This window comes from Priestia sp. 10L35, assembly GCF_056395685.1.
In genome coordinates this window covers 1-22956 of sequence record NZ_JBFTKA010000007.1, presented here as the reverse complement: position 1 = coordinate 22956, position 22956 = coordinate 1, and the positions used below count along the sequence as shown (strand labels likewise).

Annotated in this window: 19 protein-coding genes; 5 read left to right on the top strand and 14 right to left on the bottom strand. The window is 37.9% G+C overall.

What is annotated here, in order from left to right; genetic code table 11:
- The first annotated feature begins 118 nt into the window (after window positions 1-118).
- Window positions 119-1261 carry a SpoIIE family protein phosphatase gene (locus tag AC1DEF_RS22300; protein WP_028408099.1) on the top strand — a complete coding sequence of 381 codons (1143 nt, stop codon included), beginning with the start codon at window positions 119-121 and terminating at the stop codon, window positions 1259-1261.
- A gap of 28 nt (window positions 1262-1289) precedes the next feature.
- Here the strand turns inward: AC1DEF_RS22300 and AC1DEF_RS22295 are convergent, their stop codons facing one another.
- From AC1DEF_RS22295 to hxlR, 10 genes are all read right to left on the bottom strand, one after another.
- Window positions 1290-2144, bottom strand: a complete 855-nt coding sequence (locus AC1DEF_RS22295; RefSeq protein ID WP_013056253.1) for a CheR family methyltransferase — start codon at window positions 2142-2144, stop codon at window positions 1290-1292.
- 18 nt (window positions 2145-2162) lie between these two features.
- Window positions 2163-4916, bottom strand: a complete 2754-nt coding sequence (locus AC1DEF_RS22290; protein WP_097823870.1) for a CHASE3 domain-containing protein — start codon at window positions 4914-4916, stop codon at window positions 2163-2165.
- A 620-nt stretch (window positions 4917-5536) separates the two neighbouring features.
- Entirely contained in the window at window positions 5537-6418 is an 882-nt protein-coding gene (locus AC1DEF_RS22285; protein ID WP_427076677.1) for a glycine betaine ABC transporter substrate-binding protein, read from the bottom strand.
- A 21-nt stretch (window positions 6419-6439) separates the two neighbouring features.
- Window positions 6440-7303: an ABC transporter permease gene (locus AC1DEF_RS22280; RefSeq protein ID WP_097823873.1), complete on the bottom strand. Its 864-nt coding sequence runs from the start codon at window positions 7301-7303 to the stop codon at window positions 6440-6442.
- A 2-nt stretch (window positions 7304-7305) separates the two neighbouring features.
- Window positions 7306-8559 (bottom strand): quaternary amine ABC transporter ATP-binding protein, encoded by a 1254-nt coding sequence (locus AC1DEF_RS22275; RefSeq protein WP_427076676.1) that lies wholly within the window; start codon window positions 8557-8559, stop codon window positions 7306-7308.
- An 80-nt stretch (window positions 8560-8639) separates the two neighbouring features.
- Window positions 8640-9788 carry an aromatic ring-hydroxylating oxygenase subunit alpha gene (locus tag AC1DEF_RS22270; protein ID WP_427076675.1) on the bottom strand — a complete coding sequence of 383 codons (1149 nt, stop codon included), beginning with the start codon at window positions 9786-9788 and terminating at the stop codon, window positions 8640-8642.
- A gap of 66 nt (window positions 9789-9854) precedes the next feature.
- Entirely contained in the window at window positions 9855-11015 is a 1161-nt protein-coding gene (gene solA, locus AC1DEF_RS22265; protein ID WP_230184287.1) for an N-methyl-L-tryptophan oxidase, read from the bottom strand.
- 30 nt (window positions 11016-11045) lie between these two features.
- Window positions 11046-13469, bottom strand: coding sequence for a GcvT family protein (locus tag AC1DEF_RS22260; protein WP_427076801.1), 2424 nt, complete (start codon window positions 13467-13469; stop codon window positions 11046-11048).
- A 362-nt stretch (window positions 13470-13831) separates the two neighbouring features.
- A complete protein-coding gene (gene hxlA, locus AC1DEF_RS22255) occupies window positions 13832-14473 on the bottom strand; it encodes a 3-hexulose-6-phosphate synthase (protein WP_034653267.1) in 642 nt (213 codons plus the stop codon).
- A 201-nt stretch (window positions 14474-14674) separates the two neighbouring features.
- Complete coding sequence (gene hxlR, locus AC1DEF_RS22250; protein ID WP_258357896.1) at window positions 14675-15040, bottom strand: transcriptional activator HxlR; 366 nt, start codon at window positions 15038-15040, stop codon at window positions 14675-14677.
- A 164-nt stretch (window positions 15041-15204) separates the two neighbouring features.
- Here hxlR and zwf point away from each other — a divergent pair, with 164 nt between their 5' ends.
- The gene (gene zwf, locus AC1DEF_RS22245) at window positions 15205-16719 is read left to right on the top strand and encodes a glucose-6-phosphate dehydrogenase (RefSeq protein WP_477727544.1); all 1515 of its coding nucleotides are present in this window, start codon (window positions 15205-15207) and stop codon (window positions 16717-16719) included.
- A gap of 254 nt (window positions 16720-16973) precedes the next feature.
- Here zwf and AC1DEF_RS22240 read toward each other — a convergent pair whose 3' ends face one another.
- Entirely contained in the window at window positions 16974-17222 is a 249-nt protein-coding gene (locus AC1DEF_RS22240) for a hypothetical protein (RefSeq protein ID WP_427076673.1), read from the bottom strand.
- Window positions 17223-17260: 38 nt separating this feature from the next.
- Window positions 17261-17746 carry a PaaI family thioesterase gene (locus AC1DEF_RS22235; RefSeq protein WP_097823881.1) on the bottom strand — a complete coding sequence of 162 codons (486 nt, stop codon included), beginning with the start codon at window positions 17744-17746 and terminating at the stop codon, window positions 17261-17263.
- A 235-nt stretch (window positions 17747-17981) separates the two neighbouring features.
- On the opposite strand from AC1DEF_RS22235, the gene AC1DEF_RS22230 reads away from it, so the two are divergent.
- Entirely contained in the window at window positions 17982-18179 is a 198-nt protein-coding gene (locus tag AC1DEF_RS22230) for a hypothetical protein (protein ID WP_290368870.1), read from the top strand.
- A 201-nt stretch (window positions 18180-18380) separates the two neighbouring features.
- Here the strand turns inward: AC1DEF_RS22230 and AC1DEF_RS22225 are convergent, their stop codons facing one another.
- On the bottom strand, window positions 18381-18914 hold the full coding sequence (locus tag AC1DEF_RS22225; protein WP_427076672.1) for a GNAT family N-acetyltransferase: 534 nt from the start codon (window positions 18912-18914) through the stop codon (window positions 18381-18383).
- A 336-nt stretch (window positions 18915-19250) separates the two neighbouring features.
- Between AC1DEF_RS22225 and AC1DEF_RS22220 the strand changes: the two genes are divergently transcribed.
- On the top strand, window positions 19251-20144 hold the full coding sequence (locus AC1DEF_RS22220) for an EamA family transporter (RefSeq protein ID WP_318331410.1): 894 nt from the start codon (window positions 19251-19253) through the stop codon (window positions 20142-20144).
- Window positions 20145-20216: 72 nt separating this feature from the next.
- On the opposite strand, the gene AC1DEF_RS22215 is transcribed toward AC1DEF_RS22220, so the two are convergent.
- Entirely contained in the window at window positions 20217-20981 is a 765-nt protein-coding gene (locus tag AC1DEF_RS22215) for a YitT family protein (RefSeq protein WP_477727543.1), read from the bottom strand.
- Between the two features lie 1088 nt (window positions 20982-22069).
- Between AC1DEF_RS22215 and AC1DEF_RS22210 the strand changes: the two genes are divergently transcribed.
- Window positions 22070-22492 (top strand): OsmC family protein, encoded by a 423-nt coding sequence (locus AC1DEF_RS22210; protein ID WP_097823885.1) that lies wholly within the window; start codon window positions 22070-22072, stop codon window positions 22490-22492.
- Window positions 22493-22956: the final 464 nt, after the last annotated feature.

Below are 22956 nucleotides of genomic sequence, written 5' to 3'. Positions count from 1 at the left end.
ACCCTAAACGCTGTCTTTTCTGTATAATAGATAAATAGAAAAACAGAAAAAGTATAAAAATGCTTGAAAACTACATATTCAATCATTAGTCTTCAAACATAATAAGGGGAAATAAAGCATGACCATTCTTCTAGTAGATGACAATCAAGTCAATCTATTTGTGATTGAAAAAATTTTAAAAGGCGCTGGCTACGATAACTGTGTGTCTCTTACGTCTGCCCATGCCCTTTTCGACTATCTTAACCTGGACGATGAGAACTCAAAAACGAATTCGGTCGATTTGATTTTACTTGATATTATGATGCCCGAAATTGATGGAATCGAAGCCTGCAGGCGAATTCAACAGGTAGAACGCTTAAAACATATTCCAATTATCTTTGTCACAGCTCTAGAAGACAGCAGCAAATTAGTAGAAGCTCTAGACGCCGGTGGAACAGATTACGTCACAAAGCCGATCAATAAAGTGGAACTGCTGGCTCGTATGCGGGTAGCTTTACGCCTTAAGGCAGAAATTGACTGGCACACGGAACATGAAAAGAAAATTCAAACTGAGTTAGATTTAGCTACGCACGTACAGCAAAACTTACTCAGTCCCCCTCTACGAGAGAAAGATATTCAAATGGAAGTTTCATATTATCCTTCTTTTAAATTAGCGGGTGATATGTACTATTGGCACAAAATTGACGAGCACCGGTACGGAATTATCCTTTTTGATATGATGGGGCACGGCATCTCTGCCTCGCTTGTTTGTATGTTTATTTCGTCTGTGCTCAGAGAAGCTATCAAGTCTCTCGTAGACCCTGAGCAGGTTATTACAGAGTTGAATCGCTACATGGAATTATTGCACAGCGAAAAAGATGAAATCCCTTACTATTTCACTGCTATTTATTTAGTGATTGATACGGAAGCTAAGACAGTAGAATATGTGAATGCCGGGCATCCAGAAGGTTATATGTTAGTGGATGAACATACGCTTGTTCCTCTTCAACGAGGAAGCTGCCCTGTAGGGTTTTTTGAAGAAATGGACGTTCAGAAATCTGTTGTCAGCTTTGAGAACGATGTGCAAATTTTGCTATTTACAGACGGAGCTCTTGAATCAATGGGCCCTTGCGAAAATGAATCTGCCCTTCGTCTTCAAAAGCTTACTGAACAAAAATGGACAAATCCGCAGACATTTATGAATGAAATTTTTTCAGAAGAACAAAAGTTAAATCAGCCTGATGATATGTGCGTGCTTATGATTCAAGCACAAGCACAATAAAAAAAGACCTCATAAATGAGGTCTTTTTTTATTGCTTTTGATAAATGCGCTCGTTCCCTGCAAACTCGATATAAGAAGCTGCTCCTTCAGCAAAGCGAAGCGTTTCTTTATCACCAAGCCCAAGAAATCCTTTTGCACAAAGGCTTTCTGAAAATAAATTATACACTTGATTTTGCAGCTGAGCTGTAAAATAAATAAGGACGTTTCGGCAAATGATGACGTGAAATTCATTAAATGACTGATCCGTGACTAAATTATGCTGAGCAAAGATAATATTTTTTAACAGCGACGGATGAAAATATGCATAGTGATGATCCGTCTGATAATATTCTGAGAAGGCGTTCTTTCCACCGGCTTGAATATAATTTTTTGTATATGACTTCATTTTACGTAAAGAAAAGGCACCTTGTTTTGCTTTTTCTAATACATCTTCGTTCATATCGGTTGCGTAAATGACCGTTTTATCCATTAACCCTTCTTCTTCTAAAAGAATCGCCATAGAAAATACCTCTTCGCCCGTTGCACAGCCAGCGTGCCAAATGCGAATTTCCGGATAATCCTTTAATACCGGAATCACTTTTGTGCGAAATGCTTTAAAAAAGCTTGGATCGCGAAACATTTCTGTCACATTTATCGAAAAATCATTTAAAAGCTGATTCATAAATTCTTCTTCGTGAATCGCTTTTTCTAGCAATCGAGACACAGTTGGAATACGTTCAATTTTCATTCGATTATAGACCCGGCGACAGATAGAAGATTTAGCGTACTGTCTGAAATCGAATCCTGTTAATCGATAAATAGCCGTCAGCAGTAAATCAATCTCCAAATCTGTTTTTTTATTCATAACTAAGTCTTCACTTAAATCTAGGTGCTTCATATCCATTTATGTTTCATACCCCGCTTAATTTACTAGCCATACACGCATAACGGAGAACAGCTGATTTAAATCTAAAGGTTTGCTGATATAATCTGATGCTCCAGCTTCCAAGCATTTTTCACGATCATTTTTCATCGCTTTAGCGGTTAATGCAATAATAGGCAAATCAACAAGCTTTAGCTCTCCTCTAATTTTCTGCATCGCTTCATATCCGTCCATTTGCGGCATCATAATATCCATTAAAATGAGATCAAATGGTTCACTATTCTTCATCATTTCAAGACACTCTATTCCGTTATGAGCTGTCATAATGGTCATACCTTGTTTAGCTAGCGCAGTTTTTAAGGCAAAGATGTTGCGCTGGTCATCATCTACGATGAGCACTCGCTTATCCTGAAACACATTTTCATCATCTTGCAATGAAGGTTCAACTGGTTGTACAGGATGGTCAATTTCAGTTATTTCTGCTTCAGGTTCAGCTTCTTCTACAGATACTGCTACTTCTTCATATGCAAAATTTACTTTTTCATAGTCAACAAGACCGTTAGAGAGACTAGGAAGATAGAGTGTAAACGTACTTCCTTTTCCTACTTCACTGCTTAGGGAAATCCAGCCGCCCAATAATTTTGCAAACTCACTGCAAATAGATAAGCCAAGTCCCGTTCCTCCGTACTTGCGAACCGTAGCTCCATCCGCCTGCTGAAACGCTTCAAAGATAAGCTGATGCTTTTCTTTTGGTATACCAATTCCCGTATCAGCTACAGCTATTTCTAGCCAGCAATCCGTATCCACTGTACGCATAGCTGTTGTAAGACGATGGTCAGCTACTCGTTGAATGGATACTGTGACAGATCCCGATTCCGTAAATTTAAATGCATTTGATAAAAGATTTTTCACAATTTGCTGGAATCTCTTTTCATCTGTGTGAATGATGTCCGGTACATCTTGTGCTTTATTAATTTTTAATTGTACTTTTTTCTGTTCAGCAACGTGGCCAAAATTACGTTCAATTTGATCTGGAAGCTCACTCATATTCATCTCAGCAAGCAAGACATCTAGTTTTCCAGACTCTACTTTTGATAAATCCAAGATGTCGTTGATTAATGCCAACAAGTCTTTTCCTGAAGAATGAATAATACGAGCATATTCTTCTTCATCTTCAGATAGCGTTTTAGCCGCGTTTTCCTCAAGCATTTCAGACAGAATAAGAATGCTGTTAAGCGGTGTTCGAAGCTCGTGCGACATATTAGCAAGGAATTCGGATTTGTATTGAGAATTCAATTCCAGCTGATGCGCTTTTTCTTCTAAATCTTCTTTTGCAGCCTCTAATTCAAACGATTTTTCTTCTGCATCTTTTGTTCTTTCTTCTAGCTGCTCATTAATCATACGCAGCTCTTCAGACTGCATTTGCAGTTCTTCTGACTGTGTTTGAAGTTCTTCAGACTGAGCCTGGAGCTCTTCTGTCATCGCCTGAGATTCTTTTAATAGACGGGCAATTTCCATACGTCTGATTACACCATTGATAGTGAGACCAAACGTTTCAATCACTTGACTAATAAGTTCTTGCTCTAAAACTGTAAATTCGTGCAGCGATGCCAGCTCGATAACTGCAATTACTTCATCTTCAAACAAGACGGGTACAATAAAAATACTCTTAGGTTTTACGTCTCCTAATCCTGAAGCAATGAGCTGGTACGTGTCAGGTACATCGTTTATGACAAGAGTTCTTTTTTCTAAAGCAGCTTGTCCAATGAGCCCTTCGCCTATCAAAAAGCTCTCTCTTCCCACGTCGCCTTTTCTATCTGCAAAAGCAGCTTGTTTGACGAATAGATCTCCTTTATCATTTTCCTCTCGAACATAAAATGCTCCGAAAGAAGCTCCTGTCATTTCTGAAACCGTAAAGAGAAATTTTTCCGCAAGCTTGTCTACAGATGCTATGCCTTGGTACATCGTTACAGCATGAGCAATGTTCGTTTGCAGCCAGTTTCGCTCTTCAATATTTTCTAACAACGCGTTCGTGGCTATCCCTAAATCTTTAATTTCATCATTAGATCGAACTTTAATTCTTCCTTTTAACTCGCCTTTTGAAGCCGTAATTCGTTTGATCGTTTGCGTAACTTCTTTAATCGTATTCACAATGGAATTGGATAAAACAATAGCGATAGCAAGTGAAATAAGCGTAACAAATAACAGCAAACCGTAAAGTCCAATTTTAATTTTTTGATTTTTCTCGTCTAACTCTGTTGCTCTTGTTTCAGTCGATTTTTTCTCTACATTTCTAAAAGAAGTAAACTGGCTGCGTATATCATCCATATACTGGCGCCCAGGATCTTTCTCAAAAAACTGCTGAAGCTCTTTTGTATTATTTTCTTTTTTTAATGCAATGGTCGGTTCACCAGCGGCTTCAATCCAGTCTTGAATGCTTCCTTTAATCTTCTCCAGTTTCTCCTGCTGATTTGGATTATTATTTAGAAGCTGATACAGTGCATTATAATCTTTTTCCCAACTTGATGCTGCGCTGTTATAAGGTTCTAAGTAACTCGCTTCTCCTGTAATAATATAGCCTCTTTGTCCGGTTTCCATATCGAGCAGGTGTTTTTCAATTCGATTGGTCAGATCATGCACTTCAATATCATGATCAATGATAAAATTTCGTTCTTTTTGCAAAGATGAAATTTGACTGTTTAAAACAATAAATGCAATAAATAAACAGACAATAACAATTAAATATCCAATAATAATTTTGGATTTGATGCCAAACCTCATTTTCTTTTCCATAATGTTCCTACTTTCATTCTAGATATTCTTCTAGAAGCATTCGAAAAACATGTTTATTTTTGCCGCTGGACAATTTTACTTTCAGTACACACTCTCCACTCCATCTTCCTTTGCTTGATAGGGCTTCTCTCTTTTTTCTATCAATTCAACATTCCTATTATACACTCTATTTTTGTACAGAAGAATATTTATTGTACAAGAGGGAAAGATTAATTTTCCAGTTTGGAAATATCTATTTTCAAGCTGTCTATAAAAATAGGCCCATGCTGTTAAAAGCATGAGCCTATCTTACACTATTTTTGTACACAATAAGGTAATGAAAAGTAATTTATGCTTTGGGGAATCACATAAATTATGCCAACATAGGTATAAATAAATACTTACATGCGAAACGTAAAGCATTCATTATTTAAATTGTACTTGGATAGTAGAAAGCAATGCTACTTTTTTTAATTTAAATATATTTTTTCAATTTACATATCAGGTTAAAAAACTTTCATTTATTGAACTTTTACCGACCTTACTCCGTTAGAAAAGCTGCAGATAAAAAGTTCTCCCACAAAAAAACCGTCTCTAAGTTAATAGCTTCACTTATGAGACAGCCTTTTCTTTTCCTTCTATTATTTTGCCCAGCTTTCCGTCACTTTTTTATTTTTAGAAATCCAGTTTTTCACACCTTTTGTTTCGTCTTTTGCACTGTTAATTTCTGATTCTAAAGATGCTAGTTGATCGGCACTAATAGAAAAATCTTTCAGCCACTTTGCTACTTCTGGATAATCTTCTTTAAATGCCTTTTTGCTAATCGACTGTATTTTTTCAGGTCCAGTTGGATTCATCGTATTTTTGGGATCTTTTAAGTATCTGAGATTATACTTTTCAAAAGCCCAGTGCGGGCGCCATAACGTAACAACAATGGGTTCTTTATTAGCAATGGCTTTATCTAATTCCGATAACATGGCGGCTGTGCTGCTTTCTACTAAATTCCAGTCTTTTAACCCATAGCTTGGCATCGCATGATCTTTAGTAAGACCGTTTATTCCAGATCCTGGTTCAATACTAATAATCTTTCCGTTAAACTCATCTTTCTTATTTTTTAAATCAGCTAGTGACTGCGCGTCTACGTAGTCGGGAACGGCCAATCCGCTATCTGCTTGATCATACCAAGTACCGAGCACGTCAACTTGTTTTCCAAATCTTTTCATATAAGAACTATGGGTGGTCGGCATCCATACATCCAAAAATAAATCAATGTTTCCTTGAGCAACTCCTGAGAAAAGCGGAGCTACGTCGCTTTGAACTGCTTTAACTTTATAACCTTTTTCCTCTAATAATTCCTTCCATAGAAACGTAACAGCTACGGCTTCGTCCCATGGTATGTATCCAATTGTAATTTCTTTTTTAGTCGTCGTGCTGCTTGCCGTATTGCTATTGCCACATGCGGAGACAAGCAGCATAATGACGATTGTTAGCATAATTAAAGAAAATTTTTTTGATTGTTTCATATACTCCCACCTTTATTCATTTTATTTACTTGATTGAATACCTTTTCTTTTTTGAGCAGAAAGGTGCGTCAGACGATCTAAAATAACGGCAATAATGACAACTGCAATCCCGCCGATAAATCCTAAGCCTACATCCAACATACTGATGCTTCTTAATACCTCAGCACCCAAGCCCCCTGCACCGACCATTGAAGAAATAACAACCATCGAAAGAGATAGCATAATTACCTGGTTTACACCCGACATAATCATAGGCAAAGCGAGCGGCAGCTGGACTTTAATTAATTTTTGCCATTCCGTCGCTCCAAAAGCTTCTGCTGCTTCTAAAGTGGTTTGGGGAACTTGCTGAAGTCCAAGCAGCGTCAGACGAACGGCAGGCGGCATTGCGAAAATAAAAGTAGCAATAAGAGCTGTAACATTCCCTAATCCAAATAAAAGTACGGACGGAATTAAGTAAACAAAAGCAGGCATTGTTTGCATAATATCAAGAATGGGCTTTATTACTGCTCCAACTTTGTTAAAGCGGTGTGATAATATGCCTAAAGGAACGCCAAATAGAAGTGAGATAATAGTAGAAGCTAAAACGAGAGATAAGGTCAGCATCGATGCTTCCCATAAATTCAAGCTAATAATAAGAAGTAAACCAAAACACGTAAATACAGCTATCTTCCAATCTGTTAACCATAGCGCTAATAGAACAAAAACAATGACCGTTACTAGCGGAGGAGAAGCGGTCAATACCCATTCGAGACTGCTTATTAGGCTGGTCATTATTTGGTTGATTCCAGTAAATACACCTGAAAAACTATCAATCATGTAATCAACAAATGAGTTTGCCCATTTATCTAAAGGAATACGAGGAATCGTCGCGGAATTTACCATCATATTTATCGGACCTCCATTTGATATGACTTAACTTCTTGTTGCTCGGTCACTGCAGTACGTTCAGTGAGATTTGCAATAAGAGTGCTTGGGGAAATCATACCTTGTAGGCGATGATGATTATCAACAATGACTACAGGCGAATGACTGTCTGTAAATAAAGGAATCATTTCTTGTAAAGACATACCGGGATTAACACAATGCGGCTGTGTCATTTCTTTTCCTTTTAAATCATGCTTATGAGCTTCTATCAGCTCCATCACCGTATAAATGCTCATTAAGCCCAATAAGCGGTCAGCACTATCAAGAACAAAAATAGTAGATAAATGATTGGTTCTCATTCTTCTTAATACGACTTGCGGTGATTCATACTCATAGGCAGCCGTTTCTACCGGAACCACCGCGTCTTTAGCAAGGCGAATTTTGCCGTAATTAACGTCTTGAACAAGCAGCTTTACATAACCGGTTGCCGGTTGACTTAAAATATCTTCAGCGGTTCCAAGCTGTACAATTTCCCCGTCTTTCATCACGGCAGCCCGGTGGCCTAAAGTTAATGCTTCATCTAAATCATGCGTCACAAAAATAACTGTTTTTTGTACTTCTCCCTGAATATCAAGAAATAACTTTTGCATATCTCTTCGAATAAGAGGATCTAAAGCTGAAAAAGGCTCATCCATCAGCAAAATCTCCTGTTCAGAAGCAAGAGCTCTCGCTAGTCCAACCCGCTGCTGCATACCTCCTGATAGTTCATAAATTCTTTTATAAGCTTGTCCATTTAAGCCCACCATTTCAAGGGCCTTTTTCCCTCGCTTTTCTCTTTCGTTTGCTGATACACCTTGTATCTCTAGACCGAACGTAATGTTGTCAATCACGGTGCGGTTTGGAAGGAGGCCCACATTTTGAAAGACCATCCCAATTTTATTTCTCCGGACTTCCTGAAGTTGTCTTTTTGGCATATGAGAAATATCTTTGTTTTCTAGATATACCGTCCCTTCTGTCGGTTCTACAAGCCCGTTCAAGCATCGAAGTAAAGTAGATTTCCCGCTTCCTGATAATCCAATTAACACAAAGGTTTCTCCCTTTTTCACTTCGAAATGAGCATTGTAAATAGCAACGGTGGTCTTAGTAGCTTGTTCGACTTCATATTTACTTTCTCCAGCTTCTCGTAGCTTAAGAGCCTGTTCTTTTTGGCGACCAAATACTTTTGAAACATCGGTAACGCGGATAATGGGTTCTGTTAGTTTAGAGCTTGTACTCAATTTATTTCCCCCTTATTTTAAAGTAGATTGTTAGAGGTGGTCTGATACCTCAAGGTAACGTGTCAGACCACCTCCACTTACTATTCGACCTTCATACCGATTGCTTCCAATACATAATTGTAAAAATGAGAAACGTGCTGTTCGATAGGTACTAAAATACCTCCTTCTTTATAAGATTTTGAGCTCATATTTTCTTGACACCACTCACACGCTTCAAAGTCTTGTAAATTAACGCGGTGAAATAATTCCACGGCATCTTTTGGGTCAAAATCAGACTTAGCCATTTCTTCCGGGTCGAATAACCATTCACAAATCACTTTAGACTTTTCCGCACTAATTGGAATAATACGATGAATAATAACGTGATCCGGTGTTAAATTGATAAATACAAGCGGCAGAACGGTAATGCCAAAATACGTGCGGTCATCTTCCGGAAGCAATCCTTTTAGCATAGGACGGCTTCCTTTCCCGCTGATTGAAAAAGCTTCTAATTCATTCCCAAACTTAGCTCCGCCTCCCACGGAACTTTGAGTGCCCACTCCCGAACGAAATTCAGGCAGCGTGGCCGTAAGTTCAGGATGAATAGAGGAACAGTGATAGCACTCTTGAAAGTTTTCTACAATAAGCTTCCAGTTTGCCTCGACTTCATATTCTTCACGATGAGCGGATTTCAAGTTTTGAATTTCATATCTAGCAAACGTATAAAGTTCTCCAAAACGATCAAAAATTTGTGCGTCTAGCTGATATTCAACAGACATAGGATTGTCAGATAAATTAACCCAAACCATACCGTGCCACACTTCAATGTGAACGGATGTTAGTCCGTAATTTTCATTATGCACGAGTTCTTCTCGACAGTGGCTTGTGTTAGGAACACCTACTAAATCACCATCTAAGCTATAACTCCACGAATGATATGGACAGCGAATAACACCTGCTTTACCGGATGCTTGGCTGCACAGCTTAGCTCCTCGATGCCGACATACGTTCAAGAATCCACGCAGCACGTGATCTTTTCCCCTAGTAATTAAAATATTTTCGCCTTCAACTCTCGTCGTAATATATTGTCCTGGCTCTGCTATTTCGTATTCAAATGCAACTAAACTCCATGATCTAGAAAATATATGATCTTTTTCTAACTTAAAAATGTCCGAAGATGTATACAGCTCTCCTTTCAACGTGGGCTCAAGTCTCCCATTATCATTCACTAAACCATGTTCCATAACCATCTACTATTCCTCCTTCGCTTCTTTAGAAACATTTAAATAGAACCATTCGCAAGAGCTGACGACGATTTATACTATTTTATTCGCCGCAAATCGCTGCGGAGTAAACAAATCAATTGGGTGATTGGTTTTTCCCTCTATCACTAAATCTGCTAAAATCTCTCCTACTACGCTTGCAAACTTAAAACCATGTCCAGAAAATCCAGCTGCAATCGCTACTTGAGGATATTCAGGATGCAGTGAAATGACAAAATGCTCATCTGGTGTATTGGTATACATGCACGTTTTCCCTTGTAAAAATCGACCGTTAAGCTGTGGAATACCTTGAGATAGATAGTGCCGCATCATGTTCACTTCGTCTTCATATATATTTCGATCAATCGTTTCCGGCGTACACGCTGTTCCTTTTCGAAAAAACGCCACTTTTGCTCCTTCAGCCTTTAATCCAAAAGAAGGGAAACCATACAACTGTACATAATCATCTGCTTCCCAAATATAAATCGGCTGTTTTCCCACTGAAAAAACATCTATTCCTTGTGTTGGTTCAAAAAACATTTGCACATGACGCTCTACTTGTAAGCTAACACCTAAATCCCGTAATAAATCGGGTGCCCAAGCGCCTGCAGAAATAATGATTTTTCCAGCTTCATATATTCCATTAGCTGTTACAACGCGCACGCCTTCACCAGAAGGATGAGCTTCCCACGACACCACTTCCTCAAAAAAATGAAGCTCAGCTCCGTATTTTTCTGCTTGAAGAAGGTGAGTATATACGCTCGCTTCCGGCCTAACGAATCCAGCTTTTTCTTCATATAGAGCAACCGTAGCAGGTGAAGGTGTAAACGCCGGAAACCGTTTGTAAATATCCTTTGCTTCTAGAATCTCATACGCAAGATTCCACTGTTTAGAGCTTTCGATGCTTCCAGAAACCGTCAAGCTATCAGGAGGTCCCATCATAAGTCCACCGGTAACCGTAAGAATTTCTTGACCGCTTTCTCTTTCAATTTCATTCCATAATTCGTAGGCGCGAAGCAATAATGGAACGTAAGCAGGGTCTTCAAAATACGACTGTCGAATGATTCTAGAACCGCCGTGACTCGATCCTAGGTCATGAGCGGGACCGTATTGTTCTAACCCCAATACCCGCTGACCTTTTTTGGCGAGCTGATAAGCAGCCGTACTCCCCATAGCTCCTAATCCGATAATAATGACATCATAATGTGTTGACATCTGCATTCCTCCTGTCTTTCGATTGATCAATTAAACTACCGCTGGGGAGTGTGTCATCATTGTTGCTTTATAACGCTGACCAAAGTATTCGACTTCTAAAACCATTTCTTCATGTACAGCTCGAGATAATAAAGTGTGTACAATTCCTTTTCCTAAGCTGTATGAATAGCCAGCACTTGTCACAAATCCGAGGGCTGTTTCTCCATAAAAGACCGGTTCATATCCCATTACTAGCGCTGAAGGATCATCTAATATGAGCGTCGCTAATACTGTTTCAGAATCTTTTCGCTGACGATCAAGCAATGCCTCTTTTCCAATAAAAAATGGTTTTGTTAAATCAACCATTTTATGAAGGTTGACTTCATATGGATGATGCTCGCTCCAAAAGTCTTTCCCGCTTTTTAACGAAAAAGATTCAATTCGAAGATTTTCAAGAGCACGGTCTCCCGCGGCAATCAGCTGATAAGGCTGTCCTTGTTCAATTAATAAATCCCATAAATTCAGGCCTTGATCAGAAGTAATAATCAACTCCCAGCTCTCCATTCCCCCGTAGGAATCACGCAGAGCAAGAACTGAACTATTTTCAATAAACAGGGTTTTCGCTTGCCCTTGAATCCAAGCGCTGCTAAGTTCTGAACTTTGAACCATGGACTTCATTACTCCTGTAGCTTTAGGACCAATTAATGCTATACTGCATGTCCCTGACGTTACATCTTGAAAAACAACTTGACCGTTTTGAGGCACGTGTTTTTGAATCCAGCTTGCTTCTACAGCTCCCGTACAAACAATCAAGAAAGTGGATATATTTTTGCGAATAACCGTTATTTGATCTTTTATGCCGCCTCGCTCATGCAACATACACGTACGTATGCTTTGACCTACTGTAATGTCTATATTTCCTGTCGTTAGCTTCTGTAAAAACTGGAGAGCTCCTTCCCCTTTAATTTCCAACCTTTTCTTTGCTGCCGTTGTATCGTAAATCGCTGCGTACTGACGAGTATGCAACTGTTCAGCCTCGATAATCGGTGACCAATATTCAGCGGACCACCCCTTTCTTATTACCATCTTCTTTTCATATGTGGATATAAGCGGATAGTTAGCTTCATACCACTGCGGCTGCTCCCACCCTGCTTTTTCGTTAAAATACGCTTTTAGTTCTTGCTGACGCATATAAAATGGACTTACGCGCATGTTTCGCGATACTTTTCGCTGCATAAATGGATGATGAATGCTATAAACCTCTTCATATTCTTCAATAGACCGCTGTTTGTAATAAACAGGGCTGCATGCATACGTATCGAAACGATTGATATCGCATAGCTCCAAATCCACAGTCGGTGCACCATTCATCAGCCATTCAGCCATTTGCCTAGCGACACCTGCAGAGTGCGTTACCCATATGGCTTCGGCTACCCAAAATCCCCCTACTGCTTGGGATTCGCCAAGCAGCGGCATCCCATCAGGTGTGAAGGAAAAAATGCCGTTCATTCCTTTTTTTATTCCTGCTCGTTTTAAAGCCGGAATTAATTCCATTGCATCTTCCCACGGTTTTTCAAAATCTTTTGGTGTAAAAGGTTTAACAGAAGGCATTTCTTTTGTTTCTCCGTATTTTGTAATGTCACTGAGTTCGACTGGAAATGGCTTATGCTGATATGATCCAATCCCAAGCCCTTTCTCTACCTGACGAAAATAAATTGCATTATCCTGATCTCGAATAAGAGGAGTCGCGGCTTCTTCCGTTTCTCCGTTTAATTCAAGTAAATCATTTGTAAACACATATTGATGAGCCATCGGCTGAAGAGGAATCGTTACACCAACCATTTCTCCGATGCGAGGTCCCCAAAATCCGGCACAGCACACGATTACATCTGCTTCAAATTTTCCAGCGCTCGTGTACACTGCTTTTACTTGACCATTTGTCACTTCGATATTCTTCACTTCTGTATGACCGTAAAATTCTACTCCGCACTCTTTAGAAAAACGAGTCATTTTATCAACGGCATGCAAAGGTTTGGCAATACCGTCTGACGGAACATAGAGACCTCCGCAAATACGCTCAGGACAAATTAGCGAATTTTTTTCCGCGCATTCCTGCGGTGAAAGAAGAAAAGCTTCGATTCCCCATGAGCTGGCAACACCAGCCTTTCTCTTTAGGTCTTCTAATCGCTCTGGTGTACGGGCAACTTCTAAACTGCCGACAGGATAAAACGAGCGCTGTTCATCTGTACTCAACTCTTTAAAGGTCTCGACTGTTTGAGAAGCTAGTGTTGTCAGGATTTTTGAAAAGCTAAGCTGAAATACAAGCCCCGGAGCGTGAGAAGTAGATCCTCCCGTTTCGAACAAAGGGCCTTGCTCAATCACTGTTATGTTTCGTTGCCCCATTTTACTTAAATAATAGGCAATGCTGCACCCGACAATTCCAGCTCCTATCACTACTATCCTCTTATGTTCCATCACTTTATATCTCCCTCCTTTTTTGGTTTGAAGATGTTAAATATTGTCGATAGTTAATTATATTTTTAATATTCATAATTTTCAAAGTGTTTTGTCATAAAGTGTGACATAGATTTTTTCAGACTTTCTTCCGCTAATGTTCGGATAACGCTTTCTTAACTTTAAAATACCAGAAAAACTGCCGTCTTTTTCTTTCGAATAACGAATTTTAAAGAAACTATCTATCTGTCAAAATGACACTTATCAATGAATGGTTATACCAAAAATGACGGAAAGAAGATAGCTAAAATAACTTAGCTATCTTCTTTTTCAACCATTTACCGATTAATTAATTTTGAAGGCTTAAATACTTTTGCTTCTTTTTAGACCAAAGTTGCTTGTTTGACTACTTTTTTCATTTCTTCTGCAACGTTTCTTTTGTCTTTTTCACTTGTAATCCCCCCGCCTACAATCACAAGATCCGGCTGTGACTGCACGACTTCAGGAAGTGTATTCAGTTTAATACCTCCTGCCACCGCTGTTTTTGCATGTTTCACAACTCGTTTAATCGTTTGAAGCTGCTCGAACGGGGTTTCTCCTTCAGCTTGAAGATCATACCCTGTGTGTACACAAATATAGTCAACACCGAGTGCATCGACTTCTTTTGCACGTTGCTCAAGGTTTTTTACATTAATCATATCAACAAGAATTTGTGTTCCTTGTTTTTTGGCCTCTTCTACAGCGCCTTTTATAGTCGAATCATCAGTAGCGCCAAGAATCGTAATAATACTAGCACCCGCTTCAGAAGCTTTCATTACTTCGTAAGCACCTGCATCCATAATTTTTAAATCAGCTAATACCTTTAAAGACGGAAAGGCTTCCTTGATTTCTTTGACTGCTTTTAGCCCTTCGTTAATTACAACTGGAGTTCCAATTTCTACAATATCGATATACTCTTGAACCTCCTGCACTACTTCTTTTGCCTCTGAAATATTTACAAGATCCAATGCTAATTGAAGTTCCATACTTACTTCACTCCTTCATTAAATGGGGTTGTCTAGCATGAATTCATTGTAAAACCGTTACTTTCAAAAAAAAAGTAGGCACTTTTAAAACATATAGTCACTAAAAATATACTATGGACGCTTCAATGCAGCGTATCATTTGTATTTATTTTAGAAAATTCCGAATAATAAGAGTGGATTTATCCTTCTCACCAAAAGATTTTAACCCATATGGCTGGAATTATTCATTTCAGGCTCTATAACGGTTTCCATATAATTTTTTCCCCACTCATCCATGGTCTCAAGGATGGGCATCAAGCTTCTCCCGTGTTCAGTCAAGGAATATTCAACTTTTGGAGGGACAACCGGATAGACTTTTCGGTGAACGATTTGATCTTCTTCCAATTCTCGCAGCTGACTTACTAACATTCGCTGAGTAATTCCCGGCATCATGGACTTTAACTCCCCAAATCGTTTCGTCCCTTCTTTTCCTAGGTGCCACATAATCAGCATTTTCCACTTGCCTCCAATAATCGTTAACGTTAATTCCTTTTCACAGTTAAACGTTTTGCTAAAAAGTCTGCTCAATCCTTTTTCCTCCCTTTTTATGCGTAATAGTATAGTTTTAGACACTATATGAAAATAAAGTGTCTACTTATAAAGGAAAATTGTACCTGCTATACTGTAATCTGTAAAGACGGTAAAAGACTATATTCACTGTAATAGACCGTTAAAATAAAGGAGGAGATCAATTGGGCAGTGTAGCTCGTTCACGTGATAATTGTCTCAAGTCTCATTCACCACAAGCGTTAGAAGTGGATTCCATGACCTTTATCTTATTTGGAGCAACAGGAGATTTAGCTAAAAGAAAAATTTTTCCTGCGTTATATAATTTATTTTTAGATAAAAAACTGCCTTCTTCCTTTTCTATTGTTGGTACGGGTAGAAGCAACTGGTCTAATGATGCCTTTCAAATATATGTAGAAGAATCAGTAAAGACTTTTTCAAGGCGCTTTAGCCAAGGTGAATCCAAGATAAAAGAATTTCTTAAGACAGTTGGCTATCATAAAATGGATGTTACCAATAGTGATGGATATGACCAGTTGCTGCAGGCTATTCAAGAAGGCGAAGCAGAATTAAATATTCCTGAAAATCGTCTTTTCTATTTATCAGTGGCTCCTGAATTTGTAGACGTTATTGCTTCAAATATAAATAGCGGCGGATTGGGATCTACAAAAGGCTGGAAACGTCTTATTATCGAAAAGCCTTTCGGACACGATTTACAATCTGCTCAAGTCTTAAATCAAAAGCTTACTGAAACGTTCAATGAAGAAGAGATTTATCGTATCGACCACTATCTAGGAAAACCAATGATTCAAAATTTGGAGGCTCTAGCATCTGCAAACCCTATTTTACAAGCACTATGGAATCATCACTACGTTGCAAATGTCCAAATTACAGCTAGTGAAACAGTTGGTGTAGAAGAAAGAGCGCCTTACTATGATCAGTCCGGTGCAATTAGGGATATGTTCCAAAACCATATGCTTCAAATGCTGATGATGACTGCCATGCAGCTGCCAAAGACACTTAACATCGCAAAAACTCGCCAACAAAAGATAAAAATTATGAAAAGCCTTCGTCCTCTACAAAAAGAGTTTATTCATTCGAACGTCATAAGAGGTCAATACGAAAAAGGAAAAATCCAAAATCGTTCCGTTATAGGATATAAAGATGAGCCCGGCATCAATGCAGCTTCCGTTAATGACACATTTATAGCAGTCCGGGTATGGATTGATCATGAGCTTTGGAAAGGAGTGCCCTTCTATCTTCGCACAGGAAAACGAATGAGTAAAAAATGCACCCGTATCGTCATTGAATTTAAACATCCTTTAAAAGATGTTTATAAAGATGAAGAAGTTATTCCTAACCTTTTGGTTGTCGAAATCAGCCCAAATGAAGGTATCTCACTGCAATTAAACAGCAAAAATCCTTTGAATGACAATAAAATCGAACCTATTTTTATCAATTTCTCAACAAATCAAAAAGAAGTACCCGAGGCTTATGAACTGCTGTTATCTGATGCTTTACAGGGAGACTCCACATTTTTTGCTCATTGGGAAGAGGTTGAATTATCTTGGAAATGGGTGCAACCTATTTTAGAAGTTTTTAATAATGAACGCTTTCCTCTTCATTTTTATCCTGCGGGTACGATGGGCCCAGCAGCTTCAAATCATTTGTTAGAAGACGACGGGTTTAAGTGGTGGTGATTACTTTTAATCTCGTTAAAAAGAGGCTGGGGTAAAAGCATTTTATTTGAAGAAAGATCCGAACGATGAAGCGAGATTCTTGATGGAGAATCCAACTCGTTCGGATGTTTTCATTGTGGTTGTAAACGCAGGTTTAATGTATGTAGTTGCTTCTACTTGTTGATAGGGCAAGACGAAGACTCCTGCCGCCTGCGGAAAGCGAAGTCTTGTAGGGAAATCAGCTGCCGTATCACAAGCTGTTCAGCTCATGTATATTAGTTGTTCGTATCTTCTTTATTTAATATCAGCCATTTGATTTTTCGATCTCGCTCTTTTCTTTCTTGTTCATCAACCAAATCATATTTCTTCAGCAAATGAAACATCTCGTTTAATATTGTTTGCGAAGGATTTCCTACGAGAAACTCATGAAATAACGAGCGAATATCTTCTGGCAGCCATTGTGACTGCGCGTTAAACTTCTGCTGTACATCTTCTACCGAGTGGTCTAAATTACATTTACCCATACCTTTTCCTCCCTTTTTATGTAACTGTTTTTCATTTTTTAGTCTTCTTTTCGTTTAAACGTACTTGGCATAACAACTGCCACAACTTCTCCGGTCGCAACAATGATGTCGCTTGCGTATACTTCTGTTTTAACTCTCCATTTCTTCGGGTGAATTTCTTCAACCGTTCCTATTGCTTTTAGTACTTCACCCTGCGGCGTTGGTTTTTTAAAATCCACGTGGAGAGAACCGGTAACAAACCGCGGCGGCTCTGCTGAATCTCCTATTTCGTAGCCATTTTTACGGTATAGAGCAAGAGATGCAGAGCCTGTTCCATGGCAATCAATCAGTGAGGCAAGAAGTCCGCCATAAACAAATCCTGGTATAGCTGTATGTTCAGGCTTAGGTGTATAAAGGGTAATGGTTTTTTCTCCTAGCCATCCTGTCCGAAAATGATAGCCTTCTTGATTTAATCGGCCGCAGCCGTAACACCATGCAAAATCATCCGGATATTCGTCTTGAATCGCTTTTACTACTTTTTCCATGGTTCACCACTCCTTTTTCGGAATATTTTAACACATTTTCTCCTACAATCGTTAGAACTAAACGGACTATTTTCAAGCTTAAATAACTATAAATCATAATAGAAGAAAAGCCTCACTTAAAAAATAATCGATTAACTAGGTTTTTATTTATAAATAATGGTGACGAGAAAGCATCTTTCTAATTGAAAGGTGCTTTTTTGTTTCTTATAAAAATATAAAAAAGAGGAGAGTTTTTATGAAGAACATTTTTATGAAATCTTTTATGAAATCAATGACCGTTCTTACCTTATTAATGGTCGCATTATGTGGAGTGAATCAGGTGAAAACAGAAGCAGCAAGTAAGCCTACGAATCAAGATTTGATATTATTAACAAGTACTACAACAAGCTTGCCTATTTTCACAATGGCTATATTGAAATGTTTGATTCAGTAGCAATGGGAAAAACATGGGATAAAACATCTGTTGGCTTCTTTAAAGTGGTAAACAAAATTAAAAACCGCCCTTACTATACATGACATATTCCTGGGGGCGATCGCAACCCATTAGGAAAAAGGTGGTTAGGATTAAATGCAAACGGTACGTATGGGGATACATACGGTATTTACGGCAATAACAATGCTTGTTGTTTCATAATTATTTACTTCTATTACTGAGCGATAGAATGGAAATATCTTTCCATCCATATGCTTCATCTTCTACTATGCACTCTCCAAATTGGCTCTCTCGGTGAGTATAATACTTACCTCCCAAACATTTATAAAATCCACGTCCAGATTTGTTATTTTTCATCACCCATACCATCATAGAAGAAATACCTTCATTCATAAAATGTTCAGCAACAGTTGAAATTAGACTTCTTCCAGTACCTAGTCCTTGAGCAGCAGGTAACAGGTAAAGTGCGTATAATTCTCCTTTAAATTCCTTGTCATTATTAATTTGAGCTGCTGCAAATCCAATAATTTCTTCAGAGTCATTACTAGCAATGTAAATAAATGATTTATGTAGTGAATCACTAAAAAATTTCATCCATTTATTTTTAGCTTCTTCATACGATAGTTCGTTTAGAAAGTTGTCTGGAACTAAACCATTATAAGTTGTCTTCCACGTATCAACATAAATCTTTGATATCACCCTTATATCGTTTATGTTTGCTTTTCTAATTTTCACCTTAAGCACCCCTTCTACATTCTAAACATAATTAACTTTATATACTTACTATATATAAAAAAAGTTTTATTATCTAATATTGAATGCATGTGATATACAGAGGTAGTTACCATAATATAAATTCCTGGAAATTATAGTTCTTCCAGCGTCTTCTCTAAATTTCAGCTTGATACTTAAGGGTGGGAATTCTATAATATAAATTATTAAAATAACTAAAAGCTGTAAAAGTCTGTTTACAGCAGGTGGATTTTTCGTTTGAATTTATTATTTTACTTTTCGCCACCCATCTCATATTTGAGATGGGTGGCTTTATTGTGTTGTATGGAGGATTTAATAATGAAAATTTTAAACTATGCTTTACTTGTTTTTCTGGGTGGTTGTTCTTATGGAGTGGTATCAACGTTTGTTAAATTAGGGTATAGTGAGGGATTTAGACTAAGTGAAGTAACAGGAAGTCAATATTTTTTTGGTGCTATCATGTTGTGGGCTATTGCAATCTTTGTTCCAAAAGACCGTTTGAAATGTAAACAGTGGGTTACTTTGGCCATAGGAGGCATACCGATGGGGCTAACAGGTATTTTTTATAATCAAGCGCTTGGTTATATTAATGCATCATTTGCCATCATTCTTCTACTGCAATTCACATGGATAAGTATGGTTTTGCAATATGTATTTACTAAAGAAGCACCCAGTCGAAAAAGCTTCATCTCAACGATAATTATTCTTCTCGGTTCTGTCCTTGCTTCTGGATTTTTGCAAACTGGCATCATTTTTTCTTTTGCTGGAATCAGTTGGGGTATACTTGCTGCTTGCTCCTTTGCTTTCTTTATTTTTATAAGTGGGAACACAAATATATCTGTGCATCCTATTTATAAAAGCGCTATTATGACAACCGGAGCGTCATTGCTTATATTTATTTCATTACCACCAGTATTTCTTATAAACAGTGCGCTTACAGATGGACTATTCATGTATGGTCTTCTTACTGGATTCTTCGGTTCACTTGTTCCACCTATTTTATTTAATATTGGCATGCCTAAAGTAGGTGGAAGCTTAGGGACCATTCTAAGTGCATCAGAGTTACCAACGGCCGTAATTATGTCTACACTTGTTCTACACGAAACCGTCACCTTCCTTCAATGGATCGGTGTGATCATCATTCTAGGTGGAATTGCGTATCCAAACGTTCAGAGTCATAAGACCACTCGTTTAATAAAGAAAAACGTATAACATTTGCACTCACTATTTCTATAATTGAAAAGTTACCCTGCCAAACAATCTATTTTGGCAAAGGGTAGTTTTTTACTTAATGATATATAATAGCCTATCTATGCCACAATAAGAACCCTCTCCATGTAAATAAGTTACTCCCCGACCTAATTGCTCTGTAATAGCCTCCGCAATCTCAGTATTATTATCACTTATGATATACACGGATTTCATACCTTCCAAACCTTTTTCTACAACGTCAATGGTCTTAAAGGCAATATAATAAGTAAGCATAGAAAATAAAGCATTTTCTAATCCGAACACAAAGACTGCAATTGAGAAGATAATTACATTAACAAACATGATGATCTCCCCAACAGAAAATGGTGCCCTCTTCTCAATTAAAATCGCTAATGTTTCTATACCATCTAAAACGCCACCATTTTTAATTGTCAAACCGACACCGAATCCTAATGCCAAACCTCCAAAAACAACCGCCAGCAACTTATCATGTACAATAGAGTCAACATCATGCATGAAAGAAGTAGCTATAGAAAGAGCGACTATTCCATATAACATACTAAAAGCAAAGATACGTCCAATTTGCTTATATCCCAGGAAAAAGAAAGGTAAGTTTAAAATTATTAGAAAGATACTAAGGTTGATGGGTGTTATATGACTTAATATCATGGACAAGCCCGTTACGCCACCATCAATAATTTGATTTGGAATTAAGATAGTCTCTAACCCGTAAGCCATAATAAGTGAACCAATAGTAATGAAAAAAGCTCTTTTGACAATATTTTTAACTGTTAATTTTTTACGGTTTATTTTCTTTTTTTCTTCCCATGTATTCATAATAATATAGTGGGTTCATGAAGCAATGAACTTTCCTCCCTGAATATATAATAGAGATAAAATTACTAGCAAGATTATAGTGTCATTATTCTCACTTTAACATTCTTCCATTCAACTGAGACGTTAGTTCCGTAAGAAAAAGACTACCACCATTTTTAGAAGTCTCTATTTAAAGAAGCACTGACTTATAAAACATACCTACTTAAGAGTAAATTTGTATTTTATCTCTAGTTTTAAAAGTATGACTAGATGGAAACCTGAGCAAATTACTCAAGATACTGATATGAGTATCAAAATAAAATAGAATCTCAAAAGAGAAAAGCCACTTATATACGCCCGTGGTTTTTCTCTTTTTAAGTTGTATAGAGTATACATATGTCGCTTAGATAAAATGAGGAAGGAATTGATATAAAAAATCACCCACCGAGCAAAATACCTGACGGGTAATTTTTATGAAAAATGATCTGTTAATCAAAGTGTTAAAATGGTTCGTTATCTGCTTCGCTTTATTCTCGCTAATTCTAATGTTTTGATTATAAAAACGACACGCCAGTAAGCTGTTCGCTCAATGTCTAGAGCCTTTTAGCCTCCTCTTTGTCTGCTGCCCATGGACAGACGCCCGGAGTACCCGGTTTGCCGCCATCTGGTGGCACTAGAGGCGCGATGTCAATGTTTTGACAGTATACCCCGCCTTAATCCCATCTAACTGGCTACTAACAGCGCTCCAAACGATTGTAGCGGCACCTTCTTGTGGTGTTTTGCGTTCGTCAGTTAATTCTGCGTATATCATTTCCCCATCGATCTTGACAGCACCAGATGCACTGATTTCTTCGGCAGACATGTGTCTGGATAGGTCTGTCAATATAGTGCCGGGGTGCACCGAATATGCTCTAGTATTATGCTCTTTTTCTTTATACATTTTACTCTTTCTTGACAAGCTGAACAGACTTTTATCGGTCTGTTTTTTTCTTTTTATGAACAAAGAGTTTAAAGTCAAAGCAAATTGGGGAGGTTATTAGGTGAATTGGACTAAAATTACAAATGACTACATATTAATATTTATTTAGAAAAATGAGGGGGTTCAACCAATGAAGACAAAAATAGATTGGATAGGAAAAATGGCATTTTCGACTACAACACCATCCGGGCATGAAATCAAAATGGATGCTGCCGAAGAAGTAGGAGGAACGAATAGTGGGGCAAGACCGACTGAATTACTCCTTAATGCGGTTGCGGGCTGCACGGGAATTGATATTATCTCTATTTTGACAAAAATGCGGTTGAATCCTACTAAATTCTACATAGATGTGCAAGGGCAGCGAGCAGACGACCATCCGAAAAAGTTTACAGAAATCCATATTCATTATGCATTAGAAGGAGATCTTCCTGAAGAGAAGGTCATTCGTGCCATCCAGCTTTCCATGGATAAATATTGTTCAGTATCCCATTCATTAAGCTCCTCCATCCATGCGAGTTATTCGATTAATGACGGAGAAATAAAAGGCATTTAAATGATTTGAAAAGGAAAATGACGTTCACATAGAAACCCAATCTATTCACAAAAAAAATCAAAATTATGTAAAGGTGCCTTCTTGAGAATGTCATAAATCTATTTTCTTTCCCTTGCAATACATTCTCTTATATATAGTTATTTTCCTTCAATCACTACCCTGCATTCATTTAACAAATAAAAACTATACATTTTTACATTAGAAAAAATATTCTTGTTTATTTAAAGAGCTTTTTTGTTCCTGTAAGAGTGATTATGGTAACTAACTTTGTATATTCTATACAACATAAAAACAGAAAAAACTACCTTGGAGTTGTGAACTGCACCCCAATTGTTAGACAAAAACTAATAATTGGAGGTGGACTTGTCAATATTTATTGGACACTAAGTTAAGATACTATGATGAATAGGCTTTTTCGTATTCAATAGGGGAAAGATAATGCAGAGAAGAATGCATTCTTTTGG